This is a genomic window from Lentzea fradiae (assembly GCF_900100955.1).
Classification (GTDB): Bacteria; Actinomycetota; Actinomycetes; order Mycobacteriales; family Pseudonocardiaceae; genus Lentzea; species Lentzea fradiae.
Genome location: NZ_FNCC01000006.1, coordinates 132,061 through 158,924 on the forward strand (window position 1 = coordinate 132,061; position 26,864 = coordinate 158,924).

The 26,864-nt window shown below is 70.2% G+C and carries 25 protein-coding genes and 1 tRNA gene; 16 read left to right on the plus strand and 10 right to left on the minus strand.

Annotation, left to right across the window (positions count from 1 at the left end; genetic code table 11):
• The first annotated feature begins 2 nt into the window (after positions 1 to 2).
• Entirely contained in the window at positions 3 to 800 is a 798-nt protein-coding gene (locus BLT23_RS15170; protein ID WP_090049685.1) for an ABC transporter permease, read from the plus strand.
• On the opposite strand, the gene BLT23_RS15175 is transcribed toward BLT23_RS15170, so the two are convergent.
• The gene (locus BLT23_RS15175) at positions 797 to 2,728 is read right to left on the minus strand and encodes a bifunctional copper resistance protein CopD/cytochrome c oxidase assembly protein (RefSeq protein ID WP_090049687.1); all 1,932 of its coding nucleotides are present in this window, start codon (positions 2,726 to 2,728) and stop codon (positions 797 to 799) included. The genes BLT23_RS15170 and BLT23_RS15175 overlap by 4 nt on opposite strands.
• Positions 2,729 to 2,763: 35 nt before the next feature.
• Between BLT23_RS15175 and BLT23_RS15180 the strand changes: the two genes are divergently transcribed.
• A complete protein-coding gene (locus tag BLT23_RS15180; protein WP_143035943.1) occupies positions 2,764 to 3,282 on the plus strand; it encodes a hypothetical protein in 519 nt (172 codons plus the stop codon).
• Here the strand turns inward: BLT23_RS15180 and BLT23_RS15185 are convergent.
• Positions 3,260 to 4,423 carry an MFS transporter gene (locus BLT23_RS15185; RefSeq protein WP_090049691.1) on the minus strand — a complete coding sequence of 388 codons (1,164 nt, stop codon included), beginning with the start codon at positions 4,421 to 4,423 and terminating at the stop codon, positions 3,260 to 3,262. The genes BLT23_RS15180 and BLT23_RS15185 overlap by 23 nt on opposite strands.
• A gap of 63 nt (positions 4,424 to 4,486) precedes the next feature.
• Between BLT23_RS15185 and BLT23_RS15190 the strand changes: the two genes are divergently transcribed.
• The 4 genes from BLT23_RS15190 (at position 4,487) to BLT23_RS15205 (ending at position 8,478) form a co-directional block, all read left to right on the plus strand.
• Positions 4,487 to 5,575 carry a LacI family DNA-binding transcriptional regulator gene (locus tag BLT23_RS15190; RefSeq protein ID WP_176946762.1) on the plus strand — a complete coding sequence of 363 codons (1,089 nt, stop codon included), beginning with the start codon at positions 4,487 to 4,489 and terminating at the stop codon, positions 5,573 to 5,575.
• A gap of 129 nt (positions 5,576 to 5,704) precedes the next feature.
• Positions 5,705 to 5,777, plus strand: a tRNA-Arg gene (locus BLT23_RS15195).
• Positions 5,778 to 5,938: 161 nt separating this feature from the next.
• Positions 5,939 to 8,059, plus strand: coding sequence for an ATP-binding protein (locus BLT23_RS15200; RefSeq protein WP_090049692.1), 2,121 nt, complete (start codon positions 5,939 to 5,941; stop codon positions 8,057 to 8,059).
• 38 nt (positions 8,060 to 8,097) lie between these two features.
• The gene (locus tag BLT23_RS15205) at positions 8,098 to 8,478 is read left to right on the plus strand and encodes a hypothetical protein (RefSeq protein WP_090049694.1); all 381 of its coding nucleotides are present in this window, start codon (positions 8,098 to 8,100) and stop codon (positions 8,476 to 8,478) included.
• Here the strand turns inward: BLT23_RS15205 and BLT23_RS15210 are convergent.
• Positions 8,461 to 9,282: an NmrA family NAD(P)-binding protein gene (locus tag BLT23_RS15210; protein WP_090049696.1), complete on the minus strand. Its 822-nt coding sequence runs from the start codon at positions 9,280 to 9,282 to the stop codon at positions 8,461 to 8,463. The genes BLT23_RS15205 and BLT23_RS15210 overlap by 18 nt on opposite strands.
• A gap of 86 nt (positions 9,283 to 9,368) precedes the next feature.
• Between BLT23_RS15210 and BLT23_RS15215 the strand changes: the two genes are divergently transcribed.
• A complete protein-coding gene (locus BLT23_RS15215; RefSeq protein WP_090049697.1) occupies positions 9,369 to 10,130 on the plus strand; it encodes an AraC family transcriptional regulator in 762 nt (253 codons plus the stop codon).
• Between the two features lie 18 nt (positions 10,131 to 10,148).
• Here the strand turns inward: BLT23_RS15215 and BLT23_RS15220 are convergent, their stop codons facing one another.
• On the minus strand, positions 10,149 to 10,943 hold the full coding sequence (locus BLT23_RS15220) for a DUF3152 domain-containing protein (protein ID WP_090049699.1): 795 nt from the start codon (positions 10,941 to 10,943) through the stop codon (positions 10,149 to 10,151).
• A gap of 80 nt (positions 10,944 to 11,023) precedes the next feature.
• On the opposite strand from BLT23_RS15220, the gene BLT23_RS15225 reads away from it, so the two are divergent.
• Both BLT23_RS15225 and BLT23_RS15230 read left to right on the plus strand, forming a co-directional pair.
• The gene (locus BLT23_RS15225) at positions 11,024 to 11,689 is read left to right on the plus strand and encodes a response regulator transcription factor (RefSeq protein ID WP_090049701.1); all 666 of its coding nucleotides are present in this window, start codon (positions 11,024 to 11,026) and stop codon (positions 11,687 to 11,689) included.
• Complete coding sequence (locus tag BLT23_RS15230; RefSeq protein ID WP_090049702.1) at positions 11,686 to 13,422, plus strand: sensor histidine kinase; 1,737 nt, start codon at positions 11,686 to 11,688, stop codon at positions 13,420 to 13,422. The genes BLT23_RS15225 and BLT23_RS15230 overlap by 4 nt, the downstream gene beginning before the upstream one ends.
• Here BLT23_RS15230 and BLT23_RS15235 read toward each other — a convergent pair.
• Complete coding sequence (locus BLT23_RS15235; protein WP_090049704.1) at positions 13,382 to 14,197, minus strand: NAD(P)/FAD-dependent oxidoreductase; 816 nt, start codon at positions 14,195 to 14,197, stop codon at positions 13,382 to 13,384. The two genes, BLT23_RS15230 and BLT23_RS15235, sit on opposite strands and share 41 nt — an antisense overlap.
• 50 nt (positions 14,198 to 14,247) lie before the next feature.
• Between BLT23_RS15235 and BLT23_RS15240 the strand changes: the two genes are divergently transcribed.
• The gene (locus BLT23_RS15240; protein ID WP_090049705.1) at positions 14,248 to 14,808 is read left to right on the plus strand and encodes a helix-turn-helix domain-containing protein; all 561 of its coding nucleotides are present in this window, start codon (positions 14,248 to 14,250) and stop codon (positions 14,806 to 14,808) included.
• 7 nt (positions 14,809 to 14,815) lie between these two features.
• The gene (locus BLT23_RS15245) at positions 14,816 to 15,085 is read left to right on the plus strand and encodes a DUF2277 domain-containing protein (protein ID WP_090049706.1); all 270 of its coding nucleotides are present in this window, start codon (positions 14,816 to 14,818) and stop codon (positions 15,083 to 15,085) included.
• 30 nt (positions 15,086 to 15,115) lie between these two features.
• Here the strand turns inward: BLT23_RS15245 and BLT23_RS15250 are convergent, their stop codons facing one another.
• Positions 15,116 to 15,373 carry a hypothetical protein gene (locus BLT23_RS15250; protein ID WP_090049708.1) on the minus strand — a complete coding sequence of 86 codons (258 nt, stop codon included), beginning with the start codon at positions 15,371 to 15,373 and terminating at the stop codon, positions 15,116 to 15,118.
• A 317-nt stretch (positions 15,374 to 15,690) separates the two neighbouring features.
• Between BLT23_RS15250 and BLT23_RS15255 the strand changes: the two genes are divergently transcribed.
• A complete protein-coding gene (locus tag BLT23_RS15255) occupies positions 15,691 to 16,356 on the plus strand; it encodes a hypothetical protein (RefSeq protein WP_245743969.1) in 666 nt (221 codons plus the stop codon).
• A gap of 446 nt (positions 16,357 to 16,802) precedes the next feature.
• On the opposite strand, the gene BLT23_RS15260 is transcribed toward BLT23_RS15255, so the two are convergent.
• Positions 16,803 to 17,453, minus strand: a complete 651-nt coding sequence (locus BLT23_RS15260; protein WP_090049709.1) for an HNH endonuclease family protein — start codon at positions 17,451 to 17,453, stop codon at positions 16,803 to 16,805.
• Positions 17,454 to 17,531: 78 nt separating this feature from the next.
• Positions 17,532 to 18,479: a methionyl-tRNA formyltransferase gene (locus tag BLT23_RS15265; protein ID WP_090049711.1), complete on the minus strand. Its 948-nt coding sequence runs from the start codon at positions 18,477 to 18,479 to the stop codon at positions 17,532 to 17,534.
• Between the two features lie 93 nt (positions 18,480 to 18,572).
• Here BLT23_RS15265 and BLT23_RS15270 point away from each other — a divergent pair, with 93 nt between their 5' ends.
• Together BLT23_RS15270 and BLT23_RS15275 are read left to right on the plus strand one after the other, a co-directional pair.
• Positions 18,573 to 19,838: a lysine N(6)-hydroxylase/L-ornithine N(5)-oxygenase family protein gene (locus BLT23_RS15270; RefSeq protein ID WP_090049713.1), complete on the plus strand. Its 1,266-nt coding sequence runs from the start codon at positions 18,573 to 18,575 to the stop codon at positions 19,836 to 19,838.
• 24 nt (positions 19,839 to 19,862) lie between these two features.
• The gene (locus tag BLT23_RS15275) at positions 19,863 to 21,398 is read left to right on the plus strand and encodes an amidohydrolase (protein ID WP_218133758.1); all 1,536 of its coding nucleotides are present in this window, start codon (positions 19,863 to 19,865) and stop codon (positions 21,396 to 21,398) included.
• 18 nt (positions 21,399 to 21,416) lie between these two features.
• Here BLT23_RS15275 and BLT23_RS15280 read toward each other — a convergent pair whose 3' ends face one another.
• On the minus strand, positions 21,417 to 22,226 hold the full coding sequence (locus BLT23_RS15280) for a hypothetical protein (protein ID WP_090049715.1): 810 nt from the start codon (positions 22,224 to 22,226) through the stop codon (positions 21,417 to 21,419).
• Between the two features lie 152 nt (positions 22,227 to 22,378).
• Here BLT23_RS15280 and BLT23_RS15285 point away from each other — a divergent pair, with 152 nt between their 5' ends.
• A complete protein-coding gene (locus BLT23_RS15285; protein WP_090049716.1) occupies positions 22,379 to 23,848 on the plus strand; it encodes a CYTH and CHAD domain-containing protein in 1,470 nt (489 codons plus the stop codon).
• 94 nt (positions 23,849 to 23,942) lie between these two features.
• Here BLT23_RS15285 and BLT23_RS15290 read toward each other — a convergent pair whose 3' ends face one another.
• Positions 23,943 to 25,280: an aldehyde dehydrogenase family protein gene (locus tag BLT23_RS15290; protein WP_090049718.1), complete on the minus strand. Its 1,338-nt coding sequence runs from the start codon at positions 25,278 to 25,280 to the stop codon at positions 23,943 to 23,945.
• 252 nt (positions 25,281 to 25,532) lie between these two features.
• On the opposite strand from BLT23_RS15290, the gene BLT23_RS15295 reads away from it, so the two are divergent.
• Positions 25,533 to 26,819, plus strand: a complete 1,287-nt coding sequence (locus BLT23_RS15295) for a GAF domain-containing protein (protein WP_245743970.1) — start codon at positions 25,533 to 25,535, stop codon at positions 26,817 to 26,819.
• Positions 26,820 to 26,864: the final 45 nt, after the last annotated feature.

Consider the following 26,864-nt stretch of genomic DNA (forward strand, 5'->3'; position numbering starts at 1 on the left):
TCATGGCGACCTTGACCTGGCACGGCAGCAGCTACCCGACACAGGTTCTGGTGCTGACCGGCCGTTCTCTGCGCGCGTTGCTGCGCACGCCCGCACTCGTGTTCTTCAGCGTGCTGCAACCGTTGATCATGCTGACGTTGTTCAGCCAGATCTTCGGCAGCATCACCTCCACGGCGAACTTCCCGCCGGGCATGAGCTACATCAACTTCCTGCTGCCCGCGATCCTCGTGAACACCGCGATGCAGTCCTCGCTCTCGTCCGGCATCGGACTCGTGCAGGACATGTCGAACGGCGTGCTCGCACGGTTCCGCTCGCTGCCCATCCGCCCGAGCACGGTGCTGCTGGCGCGCAACCTGTCCGACGCCGTGCGCACCGCGTTCCAGCTCGTGCTGATGATCGCGTTCGGCCTGCTGGTGTTCGGGTTCCGGCCCGACGGCGGCCTGGTCGGCACGATGGCCGCGCTCGGTCTCGCCCTGGTCGTGGGCTGGGCACTGAGCTGGGTGTTCATCGCGATCGCCGCGTGGGTGCGCAAGGCGGAGCTGATGCAGACCGTCGGCTTCCTGGCGATGTTCCCGCTGATGTTCGCGTCCAGCGCGTTCGTGCCGGTCACCGGCCTGCCGGGCTGGCTGCAGGCCATCGCGAAGGTCAACCCGCTGACCTACGCCGTCGACGCCGCCCGCAGCCTCGCGCTCGGCAACCCCGTCACCGGGGTGGTCGGCGCACTGGTCACGAGCGGCGTGATCGCGGCGATCGGCGCGTTCTTCGCGGTCCGCGGGTTCCGCAGGCCGCTGTCGTTCTAGTCCTTGCCCGCCATCTTGCGGAGCATCGCGTTGTACGCCTCGAGGTCGGCGTCGCCATCGGCGTCGGCCTTGCGGTCGATCCGCTTGGCCTCACGGGAGTCCTGCCGCGCCCACTGCGCGAGCAGGGCGACCATGACCACCAGCAGCGGGATCTCGCCCGCGGCCCACGCGATGCCGCCGCCGAGCCGCTGGTCCTCCAGCAGGTTCTGCGACCACGGCAGCGCCAGGCCGCGGTAGAACTGCTCGCCGATGACGGTCGCGGAGCTCATCAGCACGACGCCGAAGAACGCGTGGAACGGGATCGACGCGAACAGCAGGCCGAGCCGGCCGAGCGGTGGCAGCTTGTTCGGCGACGGGTCCACGCCGATCACCGGCCAGTAGAAGACGTAGCCGGCGAGGATGAAGTGGGCGTTCATCAGCAGGTGTGCCCAGTGGTACGGCAGCGCGGCCTCGAACAGCCCCGAGAAGTACAGCGCGTAGAACGACCCGACGAACAGCGCCAGCGCCACGAACGGGTTCGTCAGCAGACGCGCGACCGGTGAGTGCACGAACGCGAGAATCCATTCACGCGGGCCCGGGACCTCCTTGCTCACCGGAAGTGCGCGCAGCGCCAGCGTCACCGGTCCACCCAGGACGAGCAGGATCGGCGTCAGCATGGAGAGCACCATGTGCGCCTCCATGTGGATGCTGAACATCGCGGGCGAGTAGCGGCCCATGCCGGACGACGTCGCGAACAGCAGCGTGAAGCAGCCGCACAGCCACGCCGCGGTGCGGCCGACCGGCCACTTGTCGCCGCGTTTCACGAGCCGACGTACACCCAGCACGTACAGCAGGCCGAGCGCCAGCGCCGCCGTGCCGAAGATCAGGTCGAACCGCCAGTCGAACAGGATGCCCGCGACCGTGGGCGGTCCTTCGAGGTCGTAGCCGATCGCGATCTCCACGCGGCTGGGCAGCTCGAGGTCGCCGCCCGGCGGAGGCGTGCGGGCCAGCGCCACGGCGAGCCCGATCGTGAACATCATCAGCAGCACTTCGACGCCGGCGAGCTTGACCAGCGCGTGCGGCTTGCCGTCGAGAACGCCCTTGACCCCGCGTTCGCGCTGGAAGTAGCCGAACACGCCGAGCAGCACCAGGCAGGCGAGCTTGCCGAGCGTCAGCCAGCCGTAGGTCGACGTGACGAGGTCGGCAGGGGTGATCCGCACCAGCGCGTTGACCACGCCGGAGAGGGCCATGACGATCCAGCAGACCAGCGCCAGCTTGGAGAACCGCGTGGTGGCGAGCGACAGGTGCGCGCCGCCTCGCCTGCCGTGCGCGAGCAGTGCGATGAGCCCGCCGACCCACAGGACCGCGGCGACGAGGTGGAACAGCAGGCTGTTCGTCGCCATGTCGTGCGAGCCGCCGGACGACGAGTGGCCCGTGACGGCGACGGGGACCAACGCGAAGATGGACAGGAACAGCAGGACGGTCGTCCATCCCCACGTGAGCACCAGACGGCACGCCACCGCGATCAACGCCACGAGGATCGCCGTCAGCATCCACGCCTTCGACTGCTCCAGGAGCATCGCCGTCGCCAGCATCTGGTTGAGGCTGAACGAGCTCACCGGACGGTCGATCGCCGCCGCTGTGTTGAAAGGCACAGACAGCAGTGCGCCCACGAGCCACACCAGCGCGAACCACCCGGCGGTGCGCATCGCGGCGTAGCCGTCGGCTGCGAGAGTGCCGGACTTCTGCGGTGGCACGAGGAACGCCGCCAGCAGCAACGAGCCGATGGTCACCACCGCGCCCGTCTCGGTCAGCACGCGCACGACCAGCAGTCCTGCCGGTGGATTGCCCGAAAGCGCGCTGAACGCCACGGCGACTAGAGCCGCCACAGCGAAGCCGATGACGACGAGGGGCACCAAACCCGTTCTGGTGGAGCGTTCGATTGGCACGTCATGGAGCCTACGACCCTTTAGGGTTTCGCCGTGTGAGACGTTCTCTCTCCTTGCTGCTCGTCCTTCTAGCGGTGTCGGGCTGCTCCTATCGCATCCAGGGCGCGCCTGTCGCCGCCCCGCCTCCGCCGCTGTCCATCGAGACGCCGCGCAAGACAGCCGGTGTCGACGCGTGCAAGCTCCTGACGGAAGCGGACCTGAAGCCGCTCGGGTCGCTCCTGTTCGTGCCCGCTCCGCGTGTCGAGATCCCGAACTCGTGCCTGTTCACGATGAAGGAGAACGCGTACGTGCTGGTGGTGGTCCCGTACCGGTCGCTGGACGAGTCGCGGAGGATCCAGTCCAAGGGCCGTGAGATCGTCACCTCCAAGCACTCCACGTGGCTCAGCTGCGGCAAGCAGGAGACCGAGATGGTGTGCACGGCCACCATCGCCGTGACGCGCACGGAGTCGTTGATGGTCGCCATCGGCATGGGTGGCGACATCCCCGAGGCGCGAGCGCAGGCGTCCCTGCAGCCGCTCAGCGTGGAGGCGCTCAAACGGATGCCGGCCGCCTAGCAGCACGCCTGGCCAGCCAGGTCGCCGGGATGATCAGGGCGGTGACCAGCGCCACGAACCCGAGCGACAGCACGAGCGAGCTGACGTGCGCGAGCCCGCCCACGACCGGCGGGCCCGCGAGGAACCCCGTGTAGGCGATCGTCGTCACCAGGCCCAGCTCACGCTCGCCACCGGTGCCGTCGGCGCGTCTGCCGGTCTCGCCAGCGAGGTCCATCACGACGGGGAACGAGAACGCGAGCCCGAGCCCGGCCAGCCCGAACCCGGCGTACCCCGCGGCGGGGAACGGCACCGCGGCGACGAGCCCCAGCCCCGTCGCGGCGAGGCCACCACCCGCCGCGAGCAGCCGGTGCGGGCCGAGCCTGCGCTGGATCGGCTCGCCGAACCAGCGTGCGAGCGCCATCGCGACGGAGAAACCCGCATAGGCGTACGCGCCGGCCGCGTCACCCATGCCCCGCTCACGCACCATGAACAACGCGGACCAGTCCGCCGCCGCCCCCTCGGCGATGGCGCTGCACAGCGCGACGCTCGCCAACAGCCAGAGAACCGGGCTCTTGAGGACGCTGGCCCGTTCGGTCGCCTCTTCCCTGTGACGCTCCCCCACACCTCCGGGGATCGCCTTCACGATGAACGCCACGACGAGCACGCCGACCAGCGCCACCAGCACGAAGTGCCGCATGGGAGTCCACTGCGCCTGCGCGGCGGCGGCGCTGCCCAACGACCCGATGAGTCCGCCGACGCTGAACCCCGCGTGGAACTGCGGCATCAACGGCCGCCGCAGGTCACGTACGACGACGACAGCGGCCATGTTCATCGACACGTCCATCGCCGCGACCGACGCACCCAGCGCCACCAGCGTCAGCCCCAGTTGCAACGTCGACTGTGAGAGCGCGAGCACGGGCAGCATCAATGGACTCAGCAGACTGCTGCCGATCAGCACCCCGCGCGACCCGTGGAGCGCGCAGAGCCGTGCCGCCAGCGGCGCCGTGACCGCCAGACCGATGCTCGCACCCAGCAACGCGAGCCCGAGAGCCCCCACCTCGGCGCCGACCTGGTCGGCGAGCGCGGGCACGCGCGAGGCCCAGGTGCCGAAGACACCGCCGTTCAACAGGAAGACGACGAACGTCGCCAGTCGCGGAGACATGCCCCCAGGATGACTGAAGCGCTTCAGTCGCGCCAGCCCGCGCTGTCGGTGCCCTCGAATACGATGCTGACCGTGGACTCCGATCGCCGACGCAGGCCGACGCTGGACACCGTCGCCGCAGCCGTCGGGGTCTCCAGAGCGACCGTGTCGAACGCGTACAACCGGCCGGACCAGCTGTCGGCGTCGCTGCGCGAACGCATCCTCGAGACGGCCCAGTCGCTCGGTTACACCGGCCCGGACCCGGTGGCCCGCTCCCTGGCCACCCGGTCGTCCGCGGCCGTGGGCTTCATGCTCCCCGAGGGCCTGTCCGGCGCGTTCTCGGACCCGGCGCTCTCGATCGTGCTCGACGGCCTGGCCTCGACCGTCGACGGCCACGACCACAGCCTGGTCCTCATGCCGGGCGACGCGACCGGCGGCCCCCGCCCGTCGATCGTGACGCGCGCCCAGGCCGACGTGATGGTGGCCTACTCCCTGCCCGACTCGGCACCCGCACTGGAGGCAGTGGCCGCCCGCGGCCTGCCGCTGGTGGTGATCGACCAGCCCGTCCTGCCCGGCTCGGCACGAGTCGAGGTGCAGGACTACACCGGCACCTGCCTCGCCGCCGACCACCTGCTGCGCCTCGGCCACACCCGCTTCGGCGTGCTGTCGTTCGCCCTGCACCCGGACGGCGCATCGGGCCCGGCCTCACCGGACCGCCGTTCGGACGTGCCGTTCCGCGTCAGCCGCGACCGCCTGGGCGGCTACCTCGACACTTTGGAAAAAGCCGGGGTGAAACCGGACAATGTTCCCGTGTGGGAGGCCCGCGGCAGCGATCGCGAACTCGGACGTCTCGGCGCGCGGTGGTTGCTCACCCGCACGCCGCGCCCGAGCGCACTGCTGTGCACGTCGGACCAACTGGCGTTCGGCGCCCTCCAGGCGGCCCGCGACCTCGGCCTGACCGTCCCGGGAGACCTCTCGGTCGTCGGCTTCGACGACGTCCCCGAAGCGGCGTACAGCGACCCACCACTGACTACGGTGCGTCAACCCCTGGCCGACAAGGGCCGCCGAGCCGGCGAACTGGCCCTGAAACTACTGGCCGGCGGTAGACCGCCGAAGCCGACGAGACTCGCCGTTTCCCTCGTGGAGAGAGCCTCGACAGCGTCCATGAAGTGATCCTCGTCACGTTTAGACCGTTTTCGTCACCCATTTGGACGCAGGACGGAAACGGTCGATCGACTTCGGACGATGTGTCCGGTGGGGGCACCGGCGGCCACGATCCGTGGCTGTCTTCGGACCCCTCCAGCCTCTGTAGCTCAGTGGAGAGAGCGAGGGACTTCTAATCCCGAGGTCGCAGGTTCGAATCCTGCCAGGGGCACAAACGCGCTGGTAACAGCACTGGAGCCGGTCTCTTCGGAGGTCGGCTCCAGTGCTTCTCAGCCAGTCGCTCAACGCACGCGCTAGAGGTTGCGTCGAACGGACGTGCGATCGAGCCGCTTGGCGGTCGATCGCCCCGGCCGGGGTGGCCACGATGGCGGGGTGGAACAGTCCGCCGGGGGCACGCGCAACGAGGTCGCGGGGAGCGCCGGGAACGTCGTGCAGGTCGGTGTGGTCCGGGGTGACGTGCACCTGCACGGTGGGCGTGGGGTGTCTCCGCTCACGCCGCACCAGTTGCCGGGCACGATCCCGAGTTTCGTGGGGCGGGAGGCGGAGCTCGCGAAGCTCGACGGGCTCGCTGCTCGCCGGGCCGGTTCGGCGCCGATCGGCATCGTCGCCGGGTCGCCGGGAGTGGGGAAGACGGCGCTGGCGGTGCACTGGGCGTGGCGGGAACGGGCGCGGTTTCCCGACGGGGACCTGTACTTCGACTTGCACGGGTACTCGCCTGGGCCTGCTTTGACTGCGGATGACGCGTTGTCGGCGTTTCTGCTGGCGCTTGATGTTCCCGGGGAGAAGGTGCCGCGCGGGGTTGAGGCCAAGGCGGCGTTGTTCCGTTCGTTGCTCGTGGGCCGGCGGATGTTGATCCTGCTCGACAACGTCACGCGTCCGGACGACGTGAGGGCGGTGCTGCCCAGCACGCCCGAATGTCTGTTGCTCGTGACCAGCCGCAGCAGTCTGCCGGGGCTGGTGGCTCGCAACAGCGCTTATCGGATCACGCTGGACATGTTGCCGCCCGCCGACTCGGCCGCGTTGCTGCGGGAGGTCATCGGGACGGACCGCACGGACGAGGATCCCGGCGCGATCGGGGAGCTGGCCGATCGGTGCGGGCACTTGCCGTTGGCCTTGCGCATCGCGGGTGAGCGGGTCGCGGCTCATCCGCATCGGCGGCTGGGTGACCTGCTGGGCCAGTTGGCTTCCGAGACGGACCGGCTGGACGTGCTGGAGACCGACGGGGACGAGATGTCCGCGATCCGGGCCGTCTTTTCCTGGTCCTACCGGGCGTTGGCGCCGGAGACGGCGCGGGTGTTCCGGATGCTCGCGTTGCATCCCGGGCCGACCTTCAGCGCTGCGGCGACCGCGGTGGTGACGGGTGAGCCGATCGGGAGTGTGCGGCGGTGGCTCGGTGCGCTCACGGATGGCTATCTGCTCATGGAGATCGGGCACGAACGCTATCGGTTTCATGATCTGCTGCGCGTATACGCCAAGGAGCGCATGGACGAGGAGGAAACGCAGGAGCAGCGCGAGAAGGCAGTGAGAAGTCTGCTCGGCTGGTACCTCGCGTGTGCCGACTCCGCGGATCGTGTGCTCACGCCGCGACGTCGGCGCGTTCCATATCGGTCTCCTGTGAACACGGAAAGTGTTGTGGCGTTTCGCGCGCACGGCGATGCGTTGGAGTGGTGTGAGACTGAGCGCACGAACCTGGTGTCGGCCGTCCATGCCGCGGTGGACGCGGATCTGCCCGAGATCGCGTGTCGGCTTCCGTTGGCGCTGTGGGCTTTCTTCACGCTGCGCAAACCGTGGGCCGACTGGGTCGCGATGTACCAGGCGGGGCTCGCGGCGGCGCGGCGGTGTGGTGACCGGTTCAGCGAGGCGTCGCTGCTGGCCGGGCTCGGCATCGCCCACCGCGACCTGCGGCGGTTCGAGGAGGCGATGACCTACCTGCGGACCGCGCTCGCCATCCGGCGCGAGATCGGCGACGACTGGGGCGAGGCGCAGGCGCTGGTCAGCCTCGGCACCGCGCACCACGAGCAGTCGCTGTTCACCGAGGCGCTGCGGTGCCTCACCGACGGGCTGGCGGTGTTCCGGCGGCTCGGTGACGAGTGGGGTGAGGCGCAGACGTTGCACTGCCTCGGGCGCACGTGCCACGAGCTCGGGCGGTCCCAGGAGGCGCACGACCACCTCCGCCAGGCGCTCACCATCCGGCACGCGATCGGCTACCGGTACGGCGAGGCGGAGACGCTGGCGGTGCTCGGGCTGGTCTGCGAACAGCTCACCGGCACCGGCGAGGCCGTCCGCTTCCTGACCGAGTCGCTCGGCATCCGCCGCGAGATCGGGGACCGCTACGGCGAAGCGGCCACTTTGGACGATCTCGGCGAGGTGTGGCGGGCGGCGGGCGAGACCGGCACGGCCAGGACGTGCTGGACCGGTGCGCTGACGATCTTCACGGACCTGGGCGCGCCGCGTGCCGCCGAGGTCTACGCGCGGTTGCGCGACCTGGACTGACGAGCAGGCCATCGGCGGCGCTGGTTACCCTGCCGCGCGTGGACAAGACTCGATTCGGCACCGTTCTCGTGGTCGCCGTGCTGGTCGTGCAGACGCTGGCGAGCCTGGTCTGGAACGCCGACGCGACGCTGACCGGGATGGCGCTGGCGTTCAACCTCGTGGCCGGTGTGTCGGCCTGGCTGTTCACGCGGCGGGGCGGGCGGGGCGCCTGGGTGGTGGCCGGGTGGTGCGCCGGGTTCGCCGGCTGGCACGTGGTGGGGCTCGGCGAGCTGGCCGGCTGGTGGACGACCGGGCTGGACGCGGTCTTCCTGGTGGCGTCGTCGTACCAGCTGTCGGTCGTCTACCAGGCCGTGCTGGCCACGGCGGCGGGGTTCGCCGTGCACCTGCTGTTGCCGCGGCGGTCAGCGCCAGGCGTCTAGGGCTCCCGCCACGTAGGTGTCGAAGCTGGTCGTCGGGCGGCCCAGCAGGCGGCTGACGTCGTCGGTCGGCGTGGCGAGCAGGCCCTTGCGCATGGCGTCGTACATGCCGTTCAGCTCGGTGACGACCGGTTCGGGGAGCCCGGCGCCCAGCAGGATCTCGCGGTACTCGTCCGGGCTGGGCCTGACCAGCTCGACGGGGCGGCCCAGCGCCTTCGAGATCTTCTCCACCGCCTCGTCGAACGTGAGCGCCTCGGGGCCGGTGAGGTTGTAGGTCTGGCCGGCGTGGGCGTCGCCGGAGGTCAGGACCAGGGCGGCGACCTCGGCGATGTCGTGGACGTCCACGAACGGCTCCGGGGTGTCGTCGACCGGCAGTGCCAGGACGCCCTCACGGATGCCGGGCTGCCACAGCTCCTCGGAGAAGTTCTGGGCGAAGTTGTTGGCGCGCAGGACGGTCCACGGCAGCGAGGAGGCGCGGACGGCCGCTTCGGCCGCGTGCATGCTCGTGAAGATGTCGCCGGGGATGTCGTCGAGGCCCTTGCCGGACAGCAGGACGAGGTGGGACAGGCCGGCGGCTTCCGCCTGCTCGACGAACGGGGCGATGGCGCGGGGGTCGTGCGGGGCGATGACGTACGCGCCGGTCGCGCCGGTCAGGGCGGGCTGCCAGGTCGAGGGGTCTGACCAGTCGAAGCGGACCGCACCGGAACGGGACGCGGCGCGCACGCTCGCGCCTGCCTTCGCCAGGGCGCCGACGACGCGGCGGCCGGTCTTGCCGGTGGCGCCCAGGACGAGGATGTCGTGTGTCATGAACCCAGTTCACCGCGGGCGTGCAGCCGGGGACATGGGTGAGAGTTCGGAGCTGCTGTCTGATCGTCCGCCAGTATGTTGGAGACATGGACCCGTTCGACGAACTGCTGCGCGGAGTGCGCGCGGACGGCGCCGGCCTGCACCGGATCGAGGTGTCCGGGACGCGGGCCGCGTCAGGACTCACCCTCTACGCGGTGGTCAGGGGCGCGATCGGGGTCGGTGACGACGTCGCGCGGGGCGGCGACCTCCTGGTGGTCAAGGACTCCGTCACCGTCACGGGGCACGCCACGGTGATCAGCGGGACGTACGACGTGATGGGCGCGGTGGCGCGCCGGTTGACCGACGTGCTGCCGGACGCGCTGGTGACGCCGGGCACCGACGGATGCGAGGGGTTTCTCGACACCCTGGAGACCGGCAAGCCCGGCGTGGTCGCGGACCGGTTGCTGGACTGGATGATGGTCTGCGCGCTGCGCGAGTGGTTCGACCGGCACCACCCCGAGGGGTGGATGGCCGCACTGGCCGACGAGGTCGTGGGGCCGGTGCTGCGGGCGATGCACGACGACCCGGCCCGTTCCTGGACGCTTCCGTTGCTCGCCGGTGTGGCCGGGGTGGCGCGGACGACTCTCGCGAGCCGGTTCTGCAGGCTCGTCGGGACGCCGCCGCTGACGTACCTCACCGAGTGGCGGATGGCCCTGGCGGCCGACCTGCTGGCCGAGTCGCCGACGACGGTGGCCGCGGTGGCACGACGGGTCGGGTACGCGGACGCGTTCGGGTTCAGCGCCGCGTTCAAGCGCGTCCACGGCGTCAGCCCGAGCGAGTGCCGCACCAAGTGCGCGGTGAGCGCCTAGTCCTGTCAGGACTGAACCTCACGGGTGAGGCCAGCCGTTGGGCGTGCACACCTTGCCGTCGCGCGGAATGACGGCGCCCTGCGGGATTCCGCCGGTGATCTGGACGATCTCGTCGTTCGACACGCTGAACGTCTGCTGCATCATCACCGGCGCGGGCCCGCCCGCCACGCCGCACGGCTGGTGCCCCTGACCGAACGCGTGGCCCACCTCGTGGTTGACGACGTAGTGCCGGTACGAGGTCAGGTCGGGCAGGAACGCCACGGCGCCGCGGAACCAGCGGGCACCGTTCAGCGTCACGAAACCGCCGTTGTTGCACGAGACGTCGACCGGGATCTCGAAGCCGCACACGGCACGGGCGGTCTGCTGGGACGCCAGCCTGACGCGGACCGAGGCCGGCCCGGAGACGCGCTGTACCGAGCGGGCGCCTCCGGCGGTCCAGCCGCGAGGGTCGGCGAGGGTGGCCTCGACGAAGGCCGCGAACGCCTGCTCGTCAACGGTGATGCCGTCCTCCACGTCGATCGCGTAGGTGCGCACCGGGCCGCCGGTGCCCACGACCGGACCTTCGCCGGGGACGACGTGGAACGTGCCCGCGCCCGTCTCCGGGAACGCGGGGCCGTCCGGCAGGTCCGCGCTGGACGCGTAGACGCGCGGAGGCGGTTCCGACGACGGGACGGGCGCGCTGGACGAGGGCGGCGACGGCGGTGTGGTCGTCACGGTCGGCGCGGCCACGGGTGCCGTCTCCCCCGCCGGTTGCGTCGTCGTGAGCAGGAGCGCGGTCAGCGCCAGCACAGCCAGGACCAGGTGCACCTTCATGACGGCAACGCTCGCCGGAACTGATGAAGAACCTGTTTGCGTTCCGCTTGGCTGCCGTGAAGACCTGCATACTTCGAACCGTGTGCGCCCACATCCTCGTCGCGGAGGACAACGTCCACCAGGCAGAGCTCGTCCGCCGCTACCTCGAGCACGACGGGCACTCCGTGCTGGTCGTCCACGACGGACGGGCCGCCATCGACGAGACCCGGCGCCGCAACCCCGACCTGCTGGTCCTGGACGTGATGATGCCGCTGGTGGACGGCATCGACGTGGTGCGCGCGGTCCGCGCCGAGTCCGACGTGCCGATCGTGCTGCTCACCGCCCGCTCCACCGAGGACGACGTGCTGCTCGGGTTCGACCTCGGCGCGGACGACTACATCACCAAACCGTTCCGGCCGCGGCAGATGGTCGCGCGGGTCCGCACGATCCTGCGCCGCACCGGGCGGGCCCGCGAGACCGGCGCCACAGTGCTCAAGGCGGGCGACCTGACCGTGGACCCGGTCCGGCACGAGGTGCGCATCGGCGACGACCTGGTGAACCTCACGCCCGCGGAGTTCCGGTTGCTCACCAAGATGGCCGCGCAGCCGCAGCGGGTGTTCACCCGAGAACAGCTGCTGGACGACGGGTTCATCACCGCGCGGACGGTGGACGTGCACATGATGAAGCTGCGACGCAAGATCGAGAAGGACCCGCGCCGCCCGGAGCGGCTGCTGACCGTCTACGGCATCGGCTACAAGCTCGCATGAAGAGCCTGCTCGTCCGGTTCTTCCTGTTCTCACTGGTGATCGCGGCCGGTTCGATCGCCGTCACGGCGTGGCTCGCGAGCCAGGCGACGACCGGCACGATCCGGCAGGAGCAGGGCGAGGCGCTCGAGACGGACGCGCAGATCGTCGACGAGCTGGTGCGGTACGCGGCCACGCACGACAGCTGGGCCGCGGCGAAGCCCCGGGTGGACGAGATCGGGCTGCGGTACGGGCGCCGCATCGCGTTGGTCGACCGCGACGGCAAGAAGCTCGTCGACACCGGGAACGGGACCGCGCCGCCGCTGCCGGTCACCCCGAGAGCGGTCGTGGACCCGCTGAACGTGGGCGGGAAGATCGACCCGCGCGCCATCGGGCCGTTCAAGCTCACCGACGAGGAGTACCGCACGCTGCACGAGTACGCCTCACAGCTCACCGAGTGCAGCCCGCACATCCGGCTCTACGAGGCGCCCAACGGCAGGCCGCGGCTCACCACCCTCAAACCGGGCGAGCTCTCCGTGTGGGACGACCAGTGCAGGGCCGGCGAGTGGCTCTACACCATCACCGTGACGGAGAAGGCCGCGTACGGGCAGCTGCGGCGGATGTTCACCGAGTGCCTGGAGCGGATCGGCTCGGAGCTGCTCTTCTCGCCTCAGCCACCGGGGTCGTCGGACCTCGACTGGGAGATCACGACGGTCCGGAACGCGCCGCCCGACGTGGTGGGGTGCATGGACAGCGCCCGGCGCGAACAGCTGCGGCCGTTCGTCGCGCCGCCGGTGCAACTCTTCCTCACCTCGCCGACCGGCGGTGAACCGGTGGCGATCGACCTGTCGACGACCGGCGCCACCCGGATCACGTTGGTGGCACTGGGAATCCTCGCGCTCGCCGGGTTCGCCTCGTGGGTCACCGCGACGCAGCTCGTGCGGCCGATCCGGGCGCTCACCGCCGCCACGAAACGCACGGCGGAGGGCGACCGCACGGCGCGCGTGGACGGCGGCGCGGGCGAGATCGGCGAGCTCGCCCGGTCGTTCAACGCGATGTCGGCCAAGCTCGCCGAGACCGAACGGCAACGCCAGGCGCTGGTCAGCGACGTCGCCCACGAGCTGCGCACACCGCTCGGCAACATCACGGGCTGGCTGGAGGCCACGCAGGACGGGCTGGCGGACCCCGACCCGCACCTGATCGGGATGTTGCTGGAGGAGTCCCTTCTGCTGCAACGACTCGTGGACGACCTGCACGACCTGGCGCAGGCCGACGCGGGCACGTTGCGGCTGCACCCCGAGCCGATCGCGCTCGACGACGTCGTGGAGCAGGTCGTCAACGCGCAGCAGAACCGCGAGGTCCTGCTGCGCGCGGAAACCGCGCCGATCCACCTCACCGCCGATCCGGTGCGGCTGCGCCAAGCGCTCGGCAACCTCGTCGCCAACGCCGTCCGCTACACCCCGCCCGGCGGCGAGGTCGTCGTGAAGCTGTTCCAGGACAACGACACCGCCGTGCTGGAGGTGCGCGACACCGGCACCGGCATCGCGCCGGACGACCTGCCGCACGTGTTCGACCGGTTCTGGCGCGCGGACAAGTCGCGCAGCCGCAGCACGGGCGGCAGCGGCCTCGGGCTCGCGATCACGCGGCACCTGGCGGAGGCCCACGGCGGCGCGGTGTCGGTGACGAGCGAGCTGGGCCGCGGCTCGGTGTTCCGGATCAGCCTGCCACTGGGACGAGTCCCAGCAGATCCGTGTTGATCATGCCCGCGGCCTGGGCACCCTGCGCGGCGGCGACGATCACGATGGCCGTCGGGTCGGTGACGTTGCCGGCCGCGTAGACGCCGGGAACGCTCGTGCGCCCCTTGGCGTCCGTGCGCACGAACGGACCGGCGACGCCCTCCTCGGTCTCGGCGCCCAGCGCGAGCAGCAGCTCGTCGCGCGGCTTGACCGCCGCCGAGTACACGAGCGCGTCCGCCGGGATGCGCCGCGAACCGGAGAGCACCGCGACGAGCCGGTCGTCCTCGACCTCGATGCCGTCGACGGACTCGACGTGCGTGACGTCGTCCGACCACTGCCGGAGCAAGGCGACCTTCATGTCGTCGCCGTGCACCACGATCTTCTGGTCGCGGAACTCGTAGCCGTGGCAGTACGGGCAGCCGAAGACGTCGCGGCCCCAGCGGTCGCGCAGGTTCTCCGGCACCTCGTCGACCATGCCGGTCGCGAACAGCAGGCGCTGGGCTCGCACCGTGCGTCCGGCCAGCTCGACGGTGAACCCGTCACCGTCCCGGCTCACCGCGCGGACGTCGTCGTTCACGATCTCGCCGCCGTAGCCCTCGACCTCGGCGCGACCGTGCTCGAGCAGCTCCAGCGGCGACAGCCCGTCGCGGGAGAGGTAGTTGTGCATGTGCTCGGCCGGCTTGTTGCGCGGCTCGCCACCGTCGACCACCAGCACGCTGCGACGTGCCCTGGTCAGCATCAGAGCGGCGCTCAGCCCGGCCGCTCCCCCACCGATGATCACGACTTCGTAGTTCATGCTCCCAGGCTGCGGTCGACAGTCCTGTTTTGGCAAAGTAAGTTGCCGTTATGGCAACAACCGTGGGGCAACGCCTCGCCGCGCTGCGGGCGGAGCACGACCTGACGCTGGCGGCGTTGTCCGAGATGACCGGCATCTCGAAGTCGACGCTGTCCCGGCTGGAGACCGACCAGCGCAAGCCGACACTGGAGCTGCTGCTGCCGTTGTCGAGGACCTACCAGGTGTCGCTCGACGACCTGGTCGGCGCGCCCGAGGTGGGCGACCCGCGGGTGACGATGAAGCCGCGCGAGCTGACCCACGGCCGCGTCGGCATCCCGCTGACCCGCTCGGTCGGGCCGCTGCAGGCGTGGAAGCTCGTCATCACCGACGCCACGCTGCACGAACCCCAGGTGCACGAGGGCTACGAGTGGTTCTACGTGCTGAGCGGGCGCATCCGGCTGCGCCTGGGCGACAAGGAGGTCGTCCTGCGCGCGGGCGAGGTGGCGGAGTTCGACTGCCGCCAGCCGCACTCCGTGAGCAGCGCGGACGGCAGACCGGCCGAGATCCTCAGCCTCTTCGGGAAGCAGGGAGAACGCCTGCACACCCGCGCGGCGCCGCCGAAGACGTCATAGTGGGGGCATGTGCCGAAACATCCGGGTGCTCCACAACTTCGAACCGCCGGCCACCAGTGACGAGGTGCAGGCCGCGGCGCTGCAGTACGTGCGGAAGGTGAGCGGGGCGGCCAAGCCGTCCGCGGCGAACCAGGCCGCGTTCGACCGCGCGGTCGCGGCCGTGGCGGCGGCGACCCAGGAACTGCTGGACTCGCTGGTCACCGCGGCTCCGCCGAAGGACCGCGAGGTCGAGGCGGCGAAGGCGAAGGCCCGCGCCGCGGAGCGCTACGCGCGCTGAACCCCGTCCCGCCGGAGCGATACCGGGTCGCTAGCGCGGCACGCGGGTGTCGAGGTACATGCAGACGAGCTTGGCCGCGATGCCCGCGGAGCCGACGATGAACGCCTGGTCGGGGCCGAGCGTGAGCGCGATGGCCCAGAGCAGCAGGGCGATCAGCACCACGATCACCGTGGTCTGCACCGCGTGCGGCCACTGACCGGGGTGGACCAGCCACCCGATCGGCCGCCTCCGCTGCGGAACCTCCACGTCACCCGCGCTATCGAGTGAACGCTCCGCCTCGACCGTCATCGTGCTCCTTCGCCGTCCTCGCCTCCTGGCCGCCATCCATTCTGCTGAGTTGATCTTCTACGCAGTGTTACTTCCGCACGTCGTGCGGTGAGCGTTGCGTGAGCGTCGGCGAACGGCAGACGAACGGTCGATCCCGCGATCGGTCGCCGTTGCGTCACCGTCCGTCCACAGATTGAGGCGCAGGTCGCAACTCTCTGTATCACCCGATCGAGTGAACGTTCAGCAGTCCGTCACCGTTGCTCCGTCCGGCGGAACGCCGTTTTTGTCAGACCCCTCCGATAACGTCGGACCAGAGAGCGGTACGAGGGGAGAAAACGTTGCCGGACAACAACGTCAGCGTCACCGCACTGTCGTTCACCGAGTACGTCATGAGCGGTCAGCGTGGACGCATCAACATCGTTTCGGAGCAGCGGGGCATGTACCTCGCCTCCGACACCAGGGTCTGCGGGTTCTACAACCCGATCCGCGACGCCATGCGACGAGCGGTCAGCTCGACCGAACCGGAGCTGGAGCTCAAGAAGGCGATCATGGGCGCCAACCGCACCGGCCAGCCGCGGGCGTTCGAGGAGATCGCCGACGGCTTCCTGCCGTGGCTCGCGTCGTTCAAGGCGACCGGCGTCCCCGTGGAGGGGGCCACCTACCGCGCCGGCGAGCTCACGCTGAAGGTCCGGCCACACCTGGGCCTGCGCAAGAAGGACGGCTCGACCTACGCCGTACTCGTGCACACCAAGGAGGTGCCGCTCACCAGGGAGGCGGCCAACGTCGGGCTGCGCATCCTGCAGCACACCATCGAGGACACGCTGCCGGGCGCCACGCCGATGGTGCTGGACGTGCGGCGCGGCAAGGCTTTCCAGATGCCCGCGCGGACCAACCTCGGGAAGCTCGACGTGCTGATCGCCGCGGAGGCGATGGGGTACGTGACGCACTGGAAGCTGTCGGGGTTGTTCGAGGACGTGCGGGTGGGGCAGGAGCAGGTCGGGTAGCGGGCAGGTGATTGGCGGCGGTGCGGGGGCGCGGCTGTCGCAGTGGGGTGGGCCGGGCCCGTGGAGGCGGGTTCGGCCGGTACCGGCTGGGCGGAAGGCCGGGGCTGGGTGAGGAACCGGGTTCGACGAAGGTCCGGGCTGGGTGCAGGGCCGGGGGACAGCAGAGGACGCGGCCCGTCTGGGGGGTCGGGCCGCGTCGTCGGCGACAGGTGGACGGTACTGCGGTTCGACACCGGCGGTCCGGTACCGAGGAGTGCGCAGCAGGGTTCGGCACCGGCAGTTCAGCACCAAGAGCCCGGTGTCAAGGGCCCGGTGCCAAGGAGCAGGCACCACGGGGCCGGTGGCCGAAGCTGAGCGCTGAAGGCCGAAGTGCCGCTTCGGCACAGGCGCTCAGCGGTGATGCCCGGCGGCGCTTCCCTTCCGGTGGCGGCGTTCGCCTTCCGGTGTCAGCAGGTCTTGAGCAGCGCGGCCAGTGCGTCGTGCTCCGCCTGGTCGGCGGTGAGCTTGTAGGTGACCTTCACCGAGATCCAGTGCTGGGCGTAGGTGCACCAGTAGGTCTCGACGGGCGGCTTCCACTTCGCCGGGTCCTGGTCTCCCTTGCCGCGGTTGGTCTTCGCGGTCACGGCGAGGAGCTGGATGCCGCCGAGGTCGTTGGCGAACGCCTTGCGTTCCTCGTCGGTCCACTTGTCGGCGCCGGACCGCCACGCCTCGGCCAGTGGGACGGTGTGGTCGATGTCGATCTCGCCGGCGTCCTTGACCACGACGTTGTCGTACGGGCTGGTCCAGGTGCCCGACACCGCCTTGCAGTCCTTGTCCGTCTTCACGTCGGTGCCCTGGCGCTGCAGCACGATCTCCCTGGTGTCGCAGGAGTTCCCCTGCGACGCCCAGTGCGGGAAGCGGTCGCGGCTGTAGCCGGTCATCTTGCCCTCCGGCGCGATCTGCAGCGCCGCGAGGTCGGCCGAGACCTCCGGGGCCGGTCCGGTGGACGGGGCAGGCGGCTGCGAGCTCTCCTCGCCGGACTGCAGCTCCGTTAAATACCAGCCGAGTGCCACGAGCAGGACGAAGACCACCAGTGACGTCACCGCCGCGCGATTCATGCGCCCATGATCGACCATGCTGATCACGGTCCGGTCACCCAGGTCCGTGATCAGCGCGGCGAAGTCAGCCTGTAGGGGTCACGGCCGTGACGTCAGGTAACCGCCCATGTGCTTGAAGTACTCGTGCGCCTTGAGCTCCGTGCCGTCGGCGGTGCGGACCTTCTTGACCAGCAACGCCTTGCTCCGCCCCCGGCGGGCCTCCGCGCCCGCGACGATCGCCACCCCGTCGCCCTCGCGGTAGAAGATGCGGCCGGGGGTTCCGCCGTAGACCTCGGCGGAGACGTCCGCCTCGATGATCTCCAGGCGCTGCCCGCGGTGGAAGCAGAACGCGCTCGGGTACGGCGCGCACTGGGCGCGGACCAGGCGGTCGAGCTCCTCTGCCGTCCAGGTGAAGTCGATGCGCAGGTCCTCCTCGGCGCGCTTGTGGAAGAACGACGCCTGCGAGCGGTCCTGCTTGGTGAAGTCGGTGCGGCCGGAGGCGATCTCGGCGAGGCCGTCGACGGTGATCGGACCGAAGAGCTCGAGCGTCTTCTCGAACAGGACGGCGGTGGTGTCGCGCGGGCCGACCGGGACCGAGCGCTGCAGGACGATGTCGCCCGCGTCGAGCGTGTCGTCCATCATGTGGGCCGTCACGCCGACTTCCTTCTCGTCGTTGAGCAGGGCCCAGATCAACGGCGAGAAGCCCGCGTACTTCGGCAGGAGCGAGTCGTGCACGTTCAGCGTGCCGTGCTTGGGCAGGGTGAAGACCTGCGGCGGGATCCACGTCCGCCAGTTGCAGGCGACGATCACGTCCGGGTCGGCCGCTTTGAGCTTGTCGAGCAGCTCCTGGTCCTCCGGGCGTTCGCGGATGACGACCTCGACGCCGTTCTCCCTGGCCAGCTCCTCGACCGAATCGCTCCAGACCTTCTCGTAGGCGCCTTCTCCCTTGGGATGGGTGACCACCAGGACGACCTCGTGCTCGGACGCCAAAAGTGCCTGCAGGGTGCGATGACCCCAGGTCTGGAACCCGAACATGACGACCCTCATCGGGGTGTCCTCCTTCACTCCGGTGCGATACGGTCAGGCTAACCTAACTGAAGGCTTGCGGAGATAGCTTAGGCTTCCCTAAGTTACGGGGTCATGCATCCGATCTTCGACATCGTCGGCATCGGGTTCGGTCCCTCGAACCTGGCGCTCGCCATCGCTCTGACCGAGCACAACGAGCAGGCCGAAACGCCCGTCACCGCGGTGTTCCTGGAACGTCAGCAGACCTTCGGCTGGCATCGGGGCATGTTGCTCGACGACGCCACCATGCAGGTGTCGTTCCTCAAGGACCTCGTCACGATGAGGAACCCGGCCAGCCGGTTCTCCTTCCTCTGCTACCTGAAGGACCGCGACCGGCTCGTCGACTTCGTCAACCACAAGAACCTGTTCCCGCTGCGCGCCGAGTTCCACGACTACTTCGAGTGGGCCGCGGCCCAGGTCGACGACCTGGTGTCCTACGGCGCGGAAGTCGTTGGCGTGGAAGCGGTCCAGGACGACCTGTTCGAGGTGACCACGGCCACTGGTGACGTGTACCACGCCCGCAACCTCGTCTTCGCGACCGGACTCCGGCCCACCGTGCCGGAAGGTGTCGCGCTCTCGGACCGCGTGTGGCACAACAGCCAGTTCCTGCACCGCATCGGCGAGCTGACCGACCCGAAGCGCTGCGTCGTCGTCGGCGCCGGTCAGAGCGCCGCCGAGGCCGTCGCGCACCTGCACCGCGAGTTCCCCGGCGCGGAGGTCTGCTCGGTGTTCTCCCGGTACGGCTACAGCCCCGCCGACGACAGCTCGTTCGCGAACCGGATCTTCGACCCGGAGGCCGTCGACCACTACTTCGACGCGCCGGACGCGGTGAAGCGGCAGCTGATGGACTACCACCGCAACACGAACTACTCGGTCGTCGACGTCGACCTGATCGCGCAGCTCTACCGCACCGCGTACCGGGAGAAGGTCCTGGGCGTCGAACGCCTGCGGATGATGAACATGACCCGGCTCGTCGCCGTCGAGGAGTCGGCGGACGGCGCCCGCGCCGTGGTCCAGTCACTCGTGACCGGCGAGCAGGAGCTTCTCGACGCGGACCTCGTGCTGCTCGCGACCGGGTACGACGAGGCCGCGCCGGCACTGGGCGGACTCGACGCCACCTGCGCGCGGGACGAGGCGGGCAGGTTGGTCGTGGGCCGCGACTACCGCCTCCAGTCGACGGCGCGCGGCGGCATCTACCTCCAGGGTGGCACCGAGCACTCGCACGGCATCACGTCGTCGCTGCTGTCCAACGTCGCGGTGCGGTCGGGCGAGATCCTCGCCTCCGTCCTCGCGAACACGCCCCTGGCCACCACGCCCGTGCCCGTCCTCGCGACGGCGTGACGGCGACCGGGTGAGACTCATCGGGTGAGACTCGACCTGAAACTGACGGGCTGCCGGGCCCTCACGATGGACCCGGCACGCCCCGCCGCGCACACGATCGGCCTGTGGCAGGGCCGCATCGCCGGTCTCGACGAGCAGGTCGAGGACCTGCCCGCCGCCGAGACCGCCGACCTCGGGGGCGCCGTGGTGCTCCCCGGCTTCATCGACGCCCACACGCACCTCGCGTGGAACGGCCGCCGCACGACCGACATCGCGGGCCTCACCACGATCGCGGGCATCCTCGACCGGCTCGCCGGTGCTCCCGGCACGGGCTGGATCGAGGCGTCCGGCTACGACCCGAGGGCCGTGGACCGGCCTCTCACCGCCGCCGACCTCGACCGGATCAGCGACGGCAGGCCGGTCTACGTGGCCGACCTGTCCGGGCACGCGTGCGTCGTGAACTCCGTGGTGCTGCGGCAGCTCCCCGGCATCGACAGCGACGGCTGGCTGACCGAGAACGAGCAGCTGGCCGCCCGGACGTTGCGCCTGCCGTATTCGGTGGACGAGATCGTCGAGGAACTGCACGAGAGCGCCCGCCAGGTGCTCGCCGAAGGCGTCACGATGTGCGCGGAGGCCGGTATCGGCGCCGGGCTCATCGCGAGCAGCCCGCTGGAGGCCGCCGCCTACCAGCGCGCGAGGCTGCCGATCCGCGTGCAGCTCATGGTGTCCGCGCACGTGCTGCACCCGGTCGCGGCCGACCCCGCCGACGGCATCGCGCGAGCGGTCGACCTCGGCCTGCACACCGGGTTCGGCGACGACATGCTCTCGCTGGGCGCCCTCAAGCTGTGGACCGACGGCGGCATGATCGCGCGCACGGCCGCGCTGTCCGAGCCCTACGCCGGAACGGACAACCGCGGTCAGCTCGCCGACTTCGAGGAGTCCATGCGGGCCGCGGTGATCGACGGGCACAACGCCGGATGGCAGCTCGCGATCCACGCCATCGGCGACCGCGCCGTCGACTTCGCGCTCGACGCCGTGGCGGAGGCCCAGCGCCAACGCCCGCGCGCCGACGCCCGGCACCGCATCGAGCACTGCGGCCTGGTCCGGCCCGCCCAGCTCGCCCGCATCGCCGAGCTGGGCGTGGTCCCGGTGGTCCAGCCGACGTTCCTGCACGCCTACGGCGACGACTACAGCGAGATCATGGGCGAGCGGCGCGCACCCTGGCTCTACCGCGGACGCTCGTTCCTCGACCACGGCATCACCGTCGCGGGCAGCTCGGACCGCCCCGTCGCGGACGGGGCACCGTTGCGCGCCATCGAGTTCATGGTGCGACGCCGCTCCTGCGGAGGCCGGGCGATCGGACCGGACGAGGCCGTCACCGTCGAGGAGGCCCTCCGCGCGTACACGCTCGGCAGCGCCTACGCGTGCCGCAAGGAGGACGTGCTGGGCAGCATCACTCCCGGCAAGCTCGCGGACCTCGTGGTCCTCGGCGACGACCCGCGCACCAGCGACGACATCGCACAGATCCCGGTGCTGGCCACGATGGTCAACGGCACGTTCGCCCACAACAGCGCCCTCTGACCACCCCGGCCTCCGCCCCTACTGGAGGTGGAAGGTGGCGGCCAGGGTCGTGAGCCGGTCGGTGATGTCGGTGTGGACGTTGGTGCGGCGCACCCAGTTCTGCAGCCCGCTCGACGCCGACGGCGCGGGGCCGAGCGGGGACACCGCGTCCACGACGCCGTACTCCAGCCGGTACGCGAGCACGGCGATGGCCGACTCCAGCCAGAACGACGGGTCCGGCGTCGGGATCTCGCCGAGCCCGACCCGGAACCACACCGGCATCCGCGCGTACTGCGCGAGCGCCCCGGAGATGCGCCGCGCGGCGGCGTCCCTGATCTCGCCGCGAGCCTTCTCCCCCGCCAGCACGGCCTCGGTGCGCCACTGCTCGGCCGTCGCGTCCTCGTCGGCCGCCAGCCGTTCGGCGGCCCGCCGGGCACTGGCCTCGTTGGCGTGGATGAGCCATTCGACCTGCCGCACCTCGTGCGACAACGCGTCCCGCTCGAACCGCGGCACCCGCCCACCGTCCAACCTGGACCTGGCGTCGTCCCTGCGCGCCTTGAGCCCTTCGAACTCGAGGACCTCCTGCCTCAGCTCGACCCTGGCGGGGTCGGCGAGGATCTCCTGCTCGGCGTCCCACGCCCGGCGCAGCGCCTCGACGAGCGGCGCGACCTCCCCGTCCACCGCGTCGAGGTCGGCGAGCGGCCCGTCCCCGGCCCCGGACAACCGGCGCTCCAGCACCGTGAGCCGAGCCGTGACGCGTTCCAGCTCGGCCGAGAGCTGACCGACGTGACTGATCAACGAGGCGACCTGCGGCTCGACGACGTCGAGCCGCTCCTTCTCCGTGGGCACGCGCCCAGCGAACCCGAGACGCGGAACCCGCAAAAGCGGGTAACCGGCGATTGCACGCGTTAGAGACCGGCTTCCGCCCACCAGTGGCAATCCCGCTTCACGCACCGTCACGACAGTGGGTGAACCAGGACAAAACGAGGTATTAATAGGAAATGGCGACCTCCGTTACTGAGACCGAACGCAAGTACGAGGCACCATCGGACGCGAGCCTGCCCGACCTCGCGGAGATCACCGGCGTGGCGACTGGCCCCGAGGAGTTCGACCTGGAGGCCACCTACTTCGACACGCCGGACTACCGCCTGGCCAGGGCAGGCGTGACCCTCCGCCGCCGCGTCGGCGGCGAGGACGAGGGCTGGCACCTCAAGCTCCCGGTGAGCCAGGACAGCCGCCAGGAACTCCGCGTCCCCCTGGGCGAAGCGGTGAAAACCCCGCCCGAGGACCTCACCACCCTGGTCCGCGCCCACACCAGAGGCGCCGCCCTGACCCCGGTGGCCGAGATCCGCACCAACCGCCGCCGCTGGCAACTGGCCAACAGCACAGGCGACCTGCTGGCCGAGGTCGTGGACGACGTCGTCACCGCCCAAACCCTGGGCAGCTCCACCTCGACCACCGCCTGGCGCGAGATCGAGGTCGAGCTGGGCGACACAGGCACCCACGACCTCCTCGACACCGTCGAACGCCACCTGGCTGACGCGGGCATCCACCCGTCAAGCTCGAAGTCCAAGCTCTCCCAGGTGATCGGCGTGAAACGAGACGCCGTCCCCACCGTGACGAAGAAGTCCACAGCAGGCGAGGTAGTTCTCGCCTACCTCCACGAACAACGAGCAGCACTGCAAAACCAGGACCCCAGAGTCCGCACGAACGAGGCCGACGCCATCCACCAGATGCGAGTGGCGACCCGCCGCCTCCGCTCAGCCCTCCAGGCGTACGGCAAGGTCATCGACCGCGAAGCGACCAAAGCCCTGACCGACGAACTGAAGTGGCTCGCCTCGGTACTGGGAACCGCGCGAGACCTGGAAGTCCTCCGAGCCCGCTTCGAAGAAGCGCTGAACGCCCTCCCTCCGGAACTGGTCCTGGGCGACGTGAAGGCCAGGACGACCCGCCACTTCGCCCCACAGGAAGCCAAGGCGCACAACGACTCCGTGGCGGCCCTGGACAGCGACCGCTACTTCGCCCTCCTCAACGCCATCGACGACCTGCTCACCACTCCACCCCTGACCGAACTGGCCGGCCGCAAGGCGAAGAAGGTCCTTCCCACTCTGGTCAACAAGGCCCACTCCCGCCTCGCCGACCGAGTGAACACAGCCTTGAGCACCACCACCGACGACTCCCTGCACGAGGCCCGCAAGGCGGCAAAACGCCTCCGCTACAGCGCAGAGGTGGCCGAACCGTCCCTGGGCAAGCAGGCCAAGGCCCTCCGCAAACGAGCAAAGGCGGTCCAAACCCTCCTCGGCGACCACCAGGACTCGGTGGTGGCCCGCCCGGTCCTCCTGACCCTGGGCAGGGGCGACGAGAACGGGTTCACCTTCGGCCTGCTCTACGGCAGGGAGGTGGAACTGGCGAACAAGACGGCAGCGGAACTCCCGGCCACCTGGGCAAAGCTGAAGAAAACGCGCCTCTAGCACCAGACCACGAAGCCGACGGCGAGCCCAGGCAAGGCTTTGCTTTCCGGCGAAGCCCCGCGCCCTGAACAGCAACCCCCCACAAACGAAAACCCTAGAAGTACCCCAGCCCACGATCCGAGTAACTGACCACCAGATGCTTGGTCCGCCGATACCGCCCCAACGCGGAAGCCCCGGCCGGATAAACGTGGTAGTTGTTCACCCAGACCCGCTCGGCGGCCAGCTCCATCCCCAAGGAGTGGGCAAGGGCGATGTCCCGCCCCCACACCCCGGCCCCCACCCGCAACCCACCGTCGTTGGCGATCTTCACAGCATCGGCCCGGTCATCGAACCGGGTGACCGACACCACCGGCCCGAGCACATCGGCCGAGAAGACGCCCAGCCGATGATCCCCCTCGAAAACCGTGGGTTCGACGAAGTGCCCGGAAGCCTCCCCACCGTGCACCAGCCGAGCCCCTTCAGCCCGCCCAAGTCGGATGTACTCCAGAACCCGGTCCCGCTGAGCCAGTGACACCACCGCACCGACCATCGTGTCGGTGTCGAGCGGATCGCCAAGCCGGAGCCTGCGCACCCGCTCGGCCGCAAGCTCCAGGAACTCCTCGTACACCCCGCTCTGCACCAACGCCCGGGAAGGCGCGGTGGGAACCTCGCCCTGGTTCGCGGCGAACATCGCGAACCCTTCCAATGCCTTGTCCAGGAAGGCATCGCGCTGCGCGAGGACGTCGGCGAAGAAGATGTTCGGACACCGCCCGGCCACGACCGGGTGGTCATCCGACCCGGTGACCACGTTCACCACCCCGGGCGGCAACAGATCCGCGATCACGTCGAGCAGGACGTGGATCGACGCGGGGGTCTGCGACGCGGGCTCCAGCACCACGGCGTTGCCGGCGGCCAGCGCGGGTGCCAGCACGCGACCGGCGTTCATCAGCGGGAACGTCCAGGACAGCCGTTCGCGCACGACGCCGACCGGCTGGAAGGTGCGGTAGTCGCAGGTGTCGTGGCCGAGCTGCTCGACCTGGCCCACCTCGGCGCGGACGAGGGCGGCGAGCTGGCGGAACTGCTCGATGAGCATGGGGATGTCCGCGACGAGCGCCTCGCGGACGGGCTTGCCGTTGTCCCAGGTCTCGGCGACGGCGAGCTCGGTCGCGTGCTCCTCGACCCGGTCGGCGACCTCGGCCAGGACGGTGGCGCGTTCCCGCGCCGTCGTGCTCCCCCACGACCGGGCGGCGCCGCTCGCCGCCTCCAGGGCCCGTGCGCGGTCGGCGTCGGTGCCGCGGGCGACCTCGGTGAACACCTCGCCGGTCACCGGCGACACGTTCTCGACGTACTCACCGGACACGGGCGCCACGTGCTCGCCGCCGATGAAGTGGCCGTACCTCGCTCGGTACGCGACCACGCTGCCGGGCTGACCCGGTGCCGCGTACTGCGTCATTCTCGACTCCCGCTGACGGACTGAAGTGGGGGAAATGAGAAAGTAGGCAGCGGAACGTTGCATGCTCGTTGCAATCCGTGGATGGATTCAGTGGCCCACACCCCAGGGCAACACGCACTGTTGCTGAGTCGCTTGAGAGATGCCGTGTTGAGTGGTTCCCGCACGGTAGATTCGCCACGCTCCGTTATTTCCGCGTCGTGGCAGCGGTCACTCGCCGCCAACGTCGATCCCGACCTGCACACCGCCCCGACCGTGTTCGCGCCCGACGAGCTCCCGGGTCTGCGCGAGCGCCACCCGTTGCACCAGAGCCTGCCGTTGCTGCGCGAGACGCTGCTGGGCTTCGCCGAGGAAGCCGGCCACATCATGATCGTCGCGGACGCCCAGGGCCACGTCCTGTGGTGCGAGGGGTCGCGGCAGACGCGGGGCCACGCCGAGGACGTCGGCCTGGCCGAGGGGACGCTCTGGTCGGAGGGCGCGGCCGGCACGAACGGCATGGGCACGGCGCTGGCGGTGAACTGTCCCGTCACGGTCCACTCCGCCGAGCACCTCGTGCGCACCTACCACCACTGGACGTGCGCGGCGAGCCCGATCCGCGACCCCGACTCCGGCACGACGATCGGCGTCGTGGACCTGAGTGGCCCGATCTCGACCGTGCACCCGTCGATGGTGGCGCTGGTGTCCGCGTCGGCCCGGCTCGCGGAGTCGGAGATGCTCGCCAGGATGCACGCCCAGGACGAGGAGCTGCGTGCGCGCAACATGCGCCACCTGATCGCGTTGCGCGGCGAGCCCGGCGCGTTGCTCAGCCCCACCGGCCGTGTCGTCGCGGTGGAGCCGTACGGGCTGCTGCCCGCACGGGTCGACGTCTCCAGTGACCGCGTGCTGCTCGACGACGGCCGCGAGGCGGTGCTGGAGCCGCTCTCCGAGGGTTACCTGCTGCGCGTGCCGCGTCAGCGCCACGTCCGGCGCAGCGTGCTGTCGCTGTCGTTCCTGCTGCCGGAGCCGAAGGTCGTGCTGGACGGGCGCGAGGTGCCGATCTCGTCGCGGCACGCCGAGATCCTGTGCGCGCTGACGCTGCACGGCCGGTTGTCCGCCGACCAGCTCGCGTTGCGGCTCTACGGCGAACGCGGCAACCCGACCACCGTGCGCGCCGAGCTGCACCGGCTGCGCGCCCAGCTGGGTGCGGGCGTCCTCGCGACGAGGCCCTACCGGCTCACCGCCGACGTCGAGGCCGACTTCCTCGCGACCAGGGCCGCGCTCAAGGCGGGTGACGTCCCGCTGGCCGCCTCGCGGTACCGGGGGTCGCTGCTGCGCCGGTCCGAGGCGCCGTTCGTGCTGGCCGAGCGCGACGACCTGGCGACGGCGATGCGCAACGCGGTCCTGTCCCGCGGCGACGCGAACGCGCTGTGGACGTTCACCCAGACCGACTCGGGTGAGCACGACACCGAGGCGATGGAACAGCTGGTCAGGCTGTTACCGCCGGACGACGTGCGGCTCGCGGTCGCCACGGCGCGGCTCAGGAGGCTCGGTCAGGACGATTGACAAGACTCTTGAGAACTGAAAATCTTCCCGACTAAGAGACTTAGC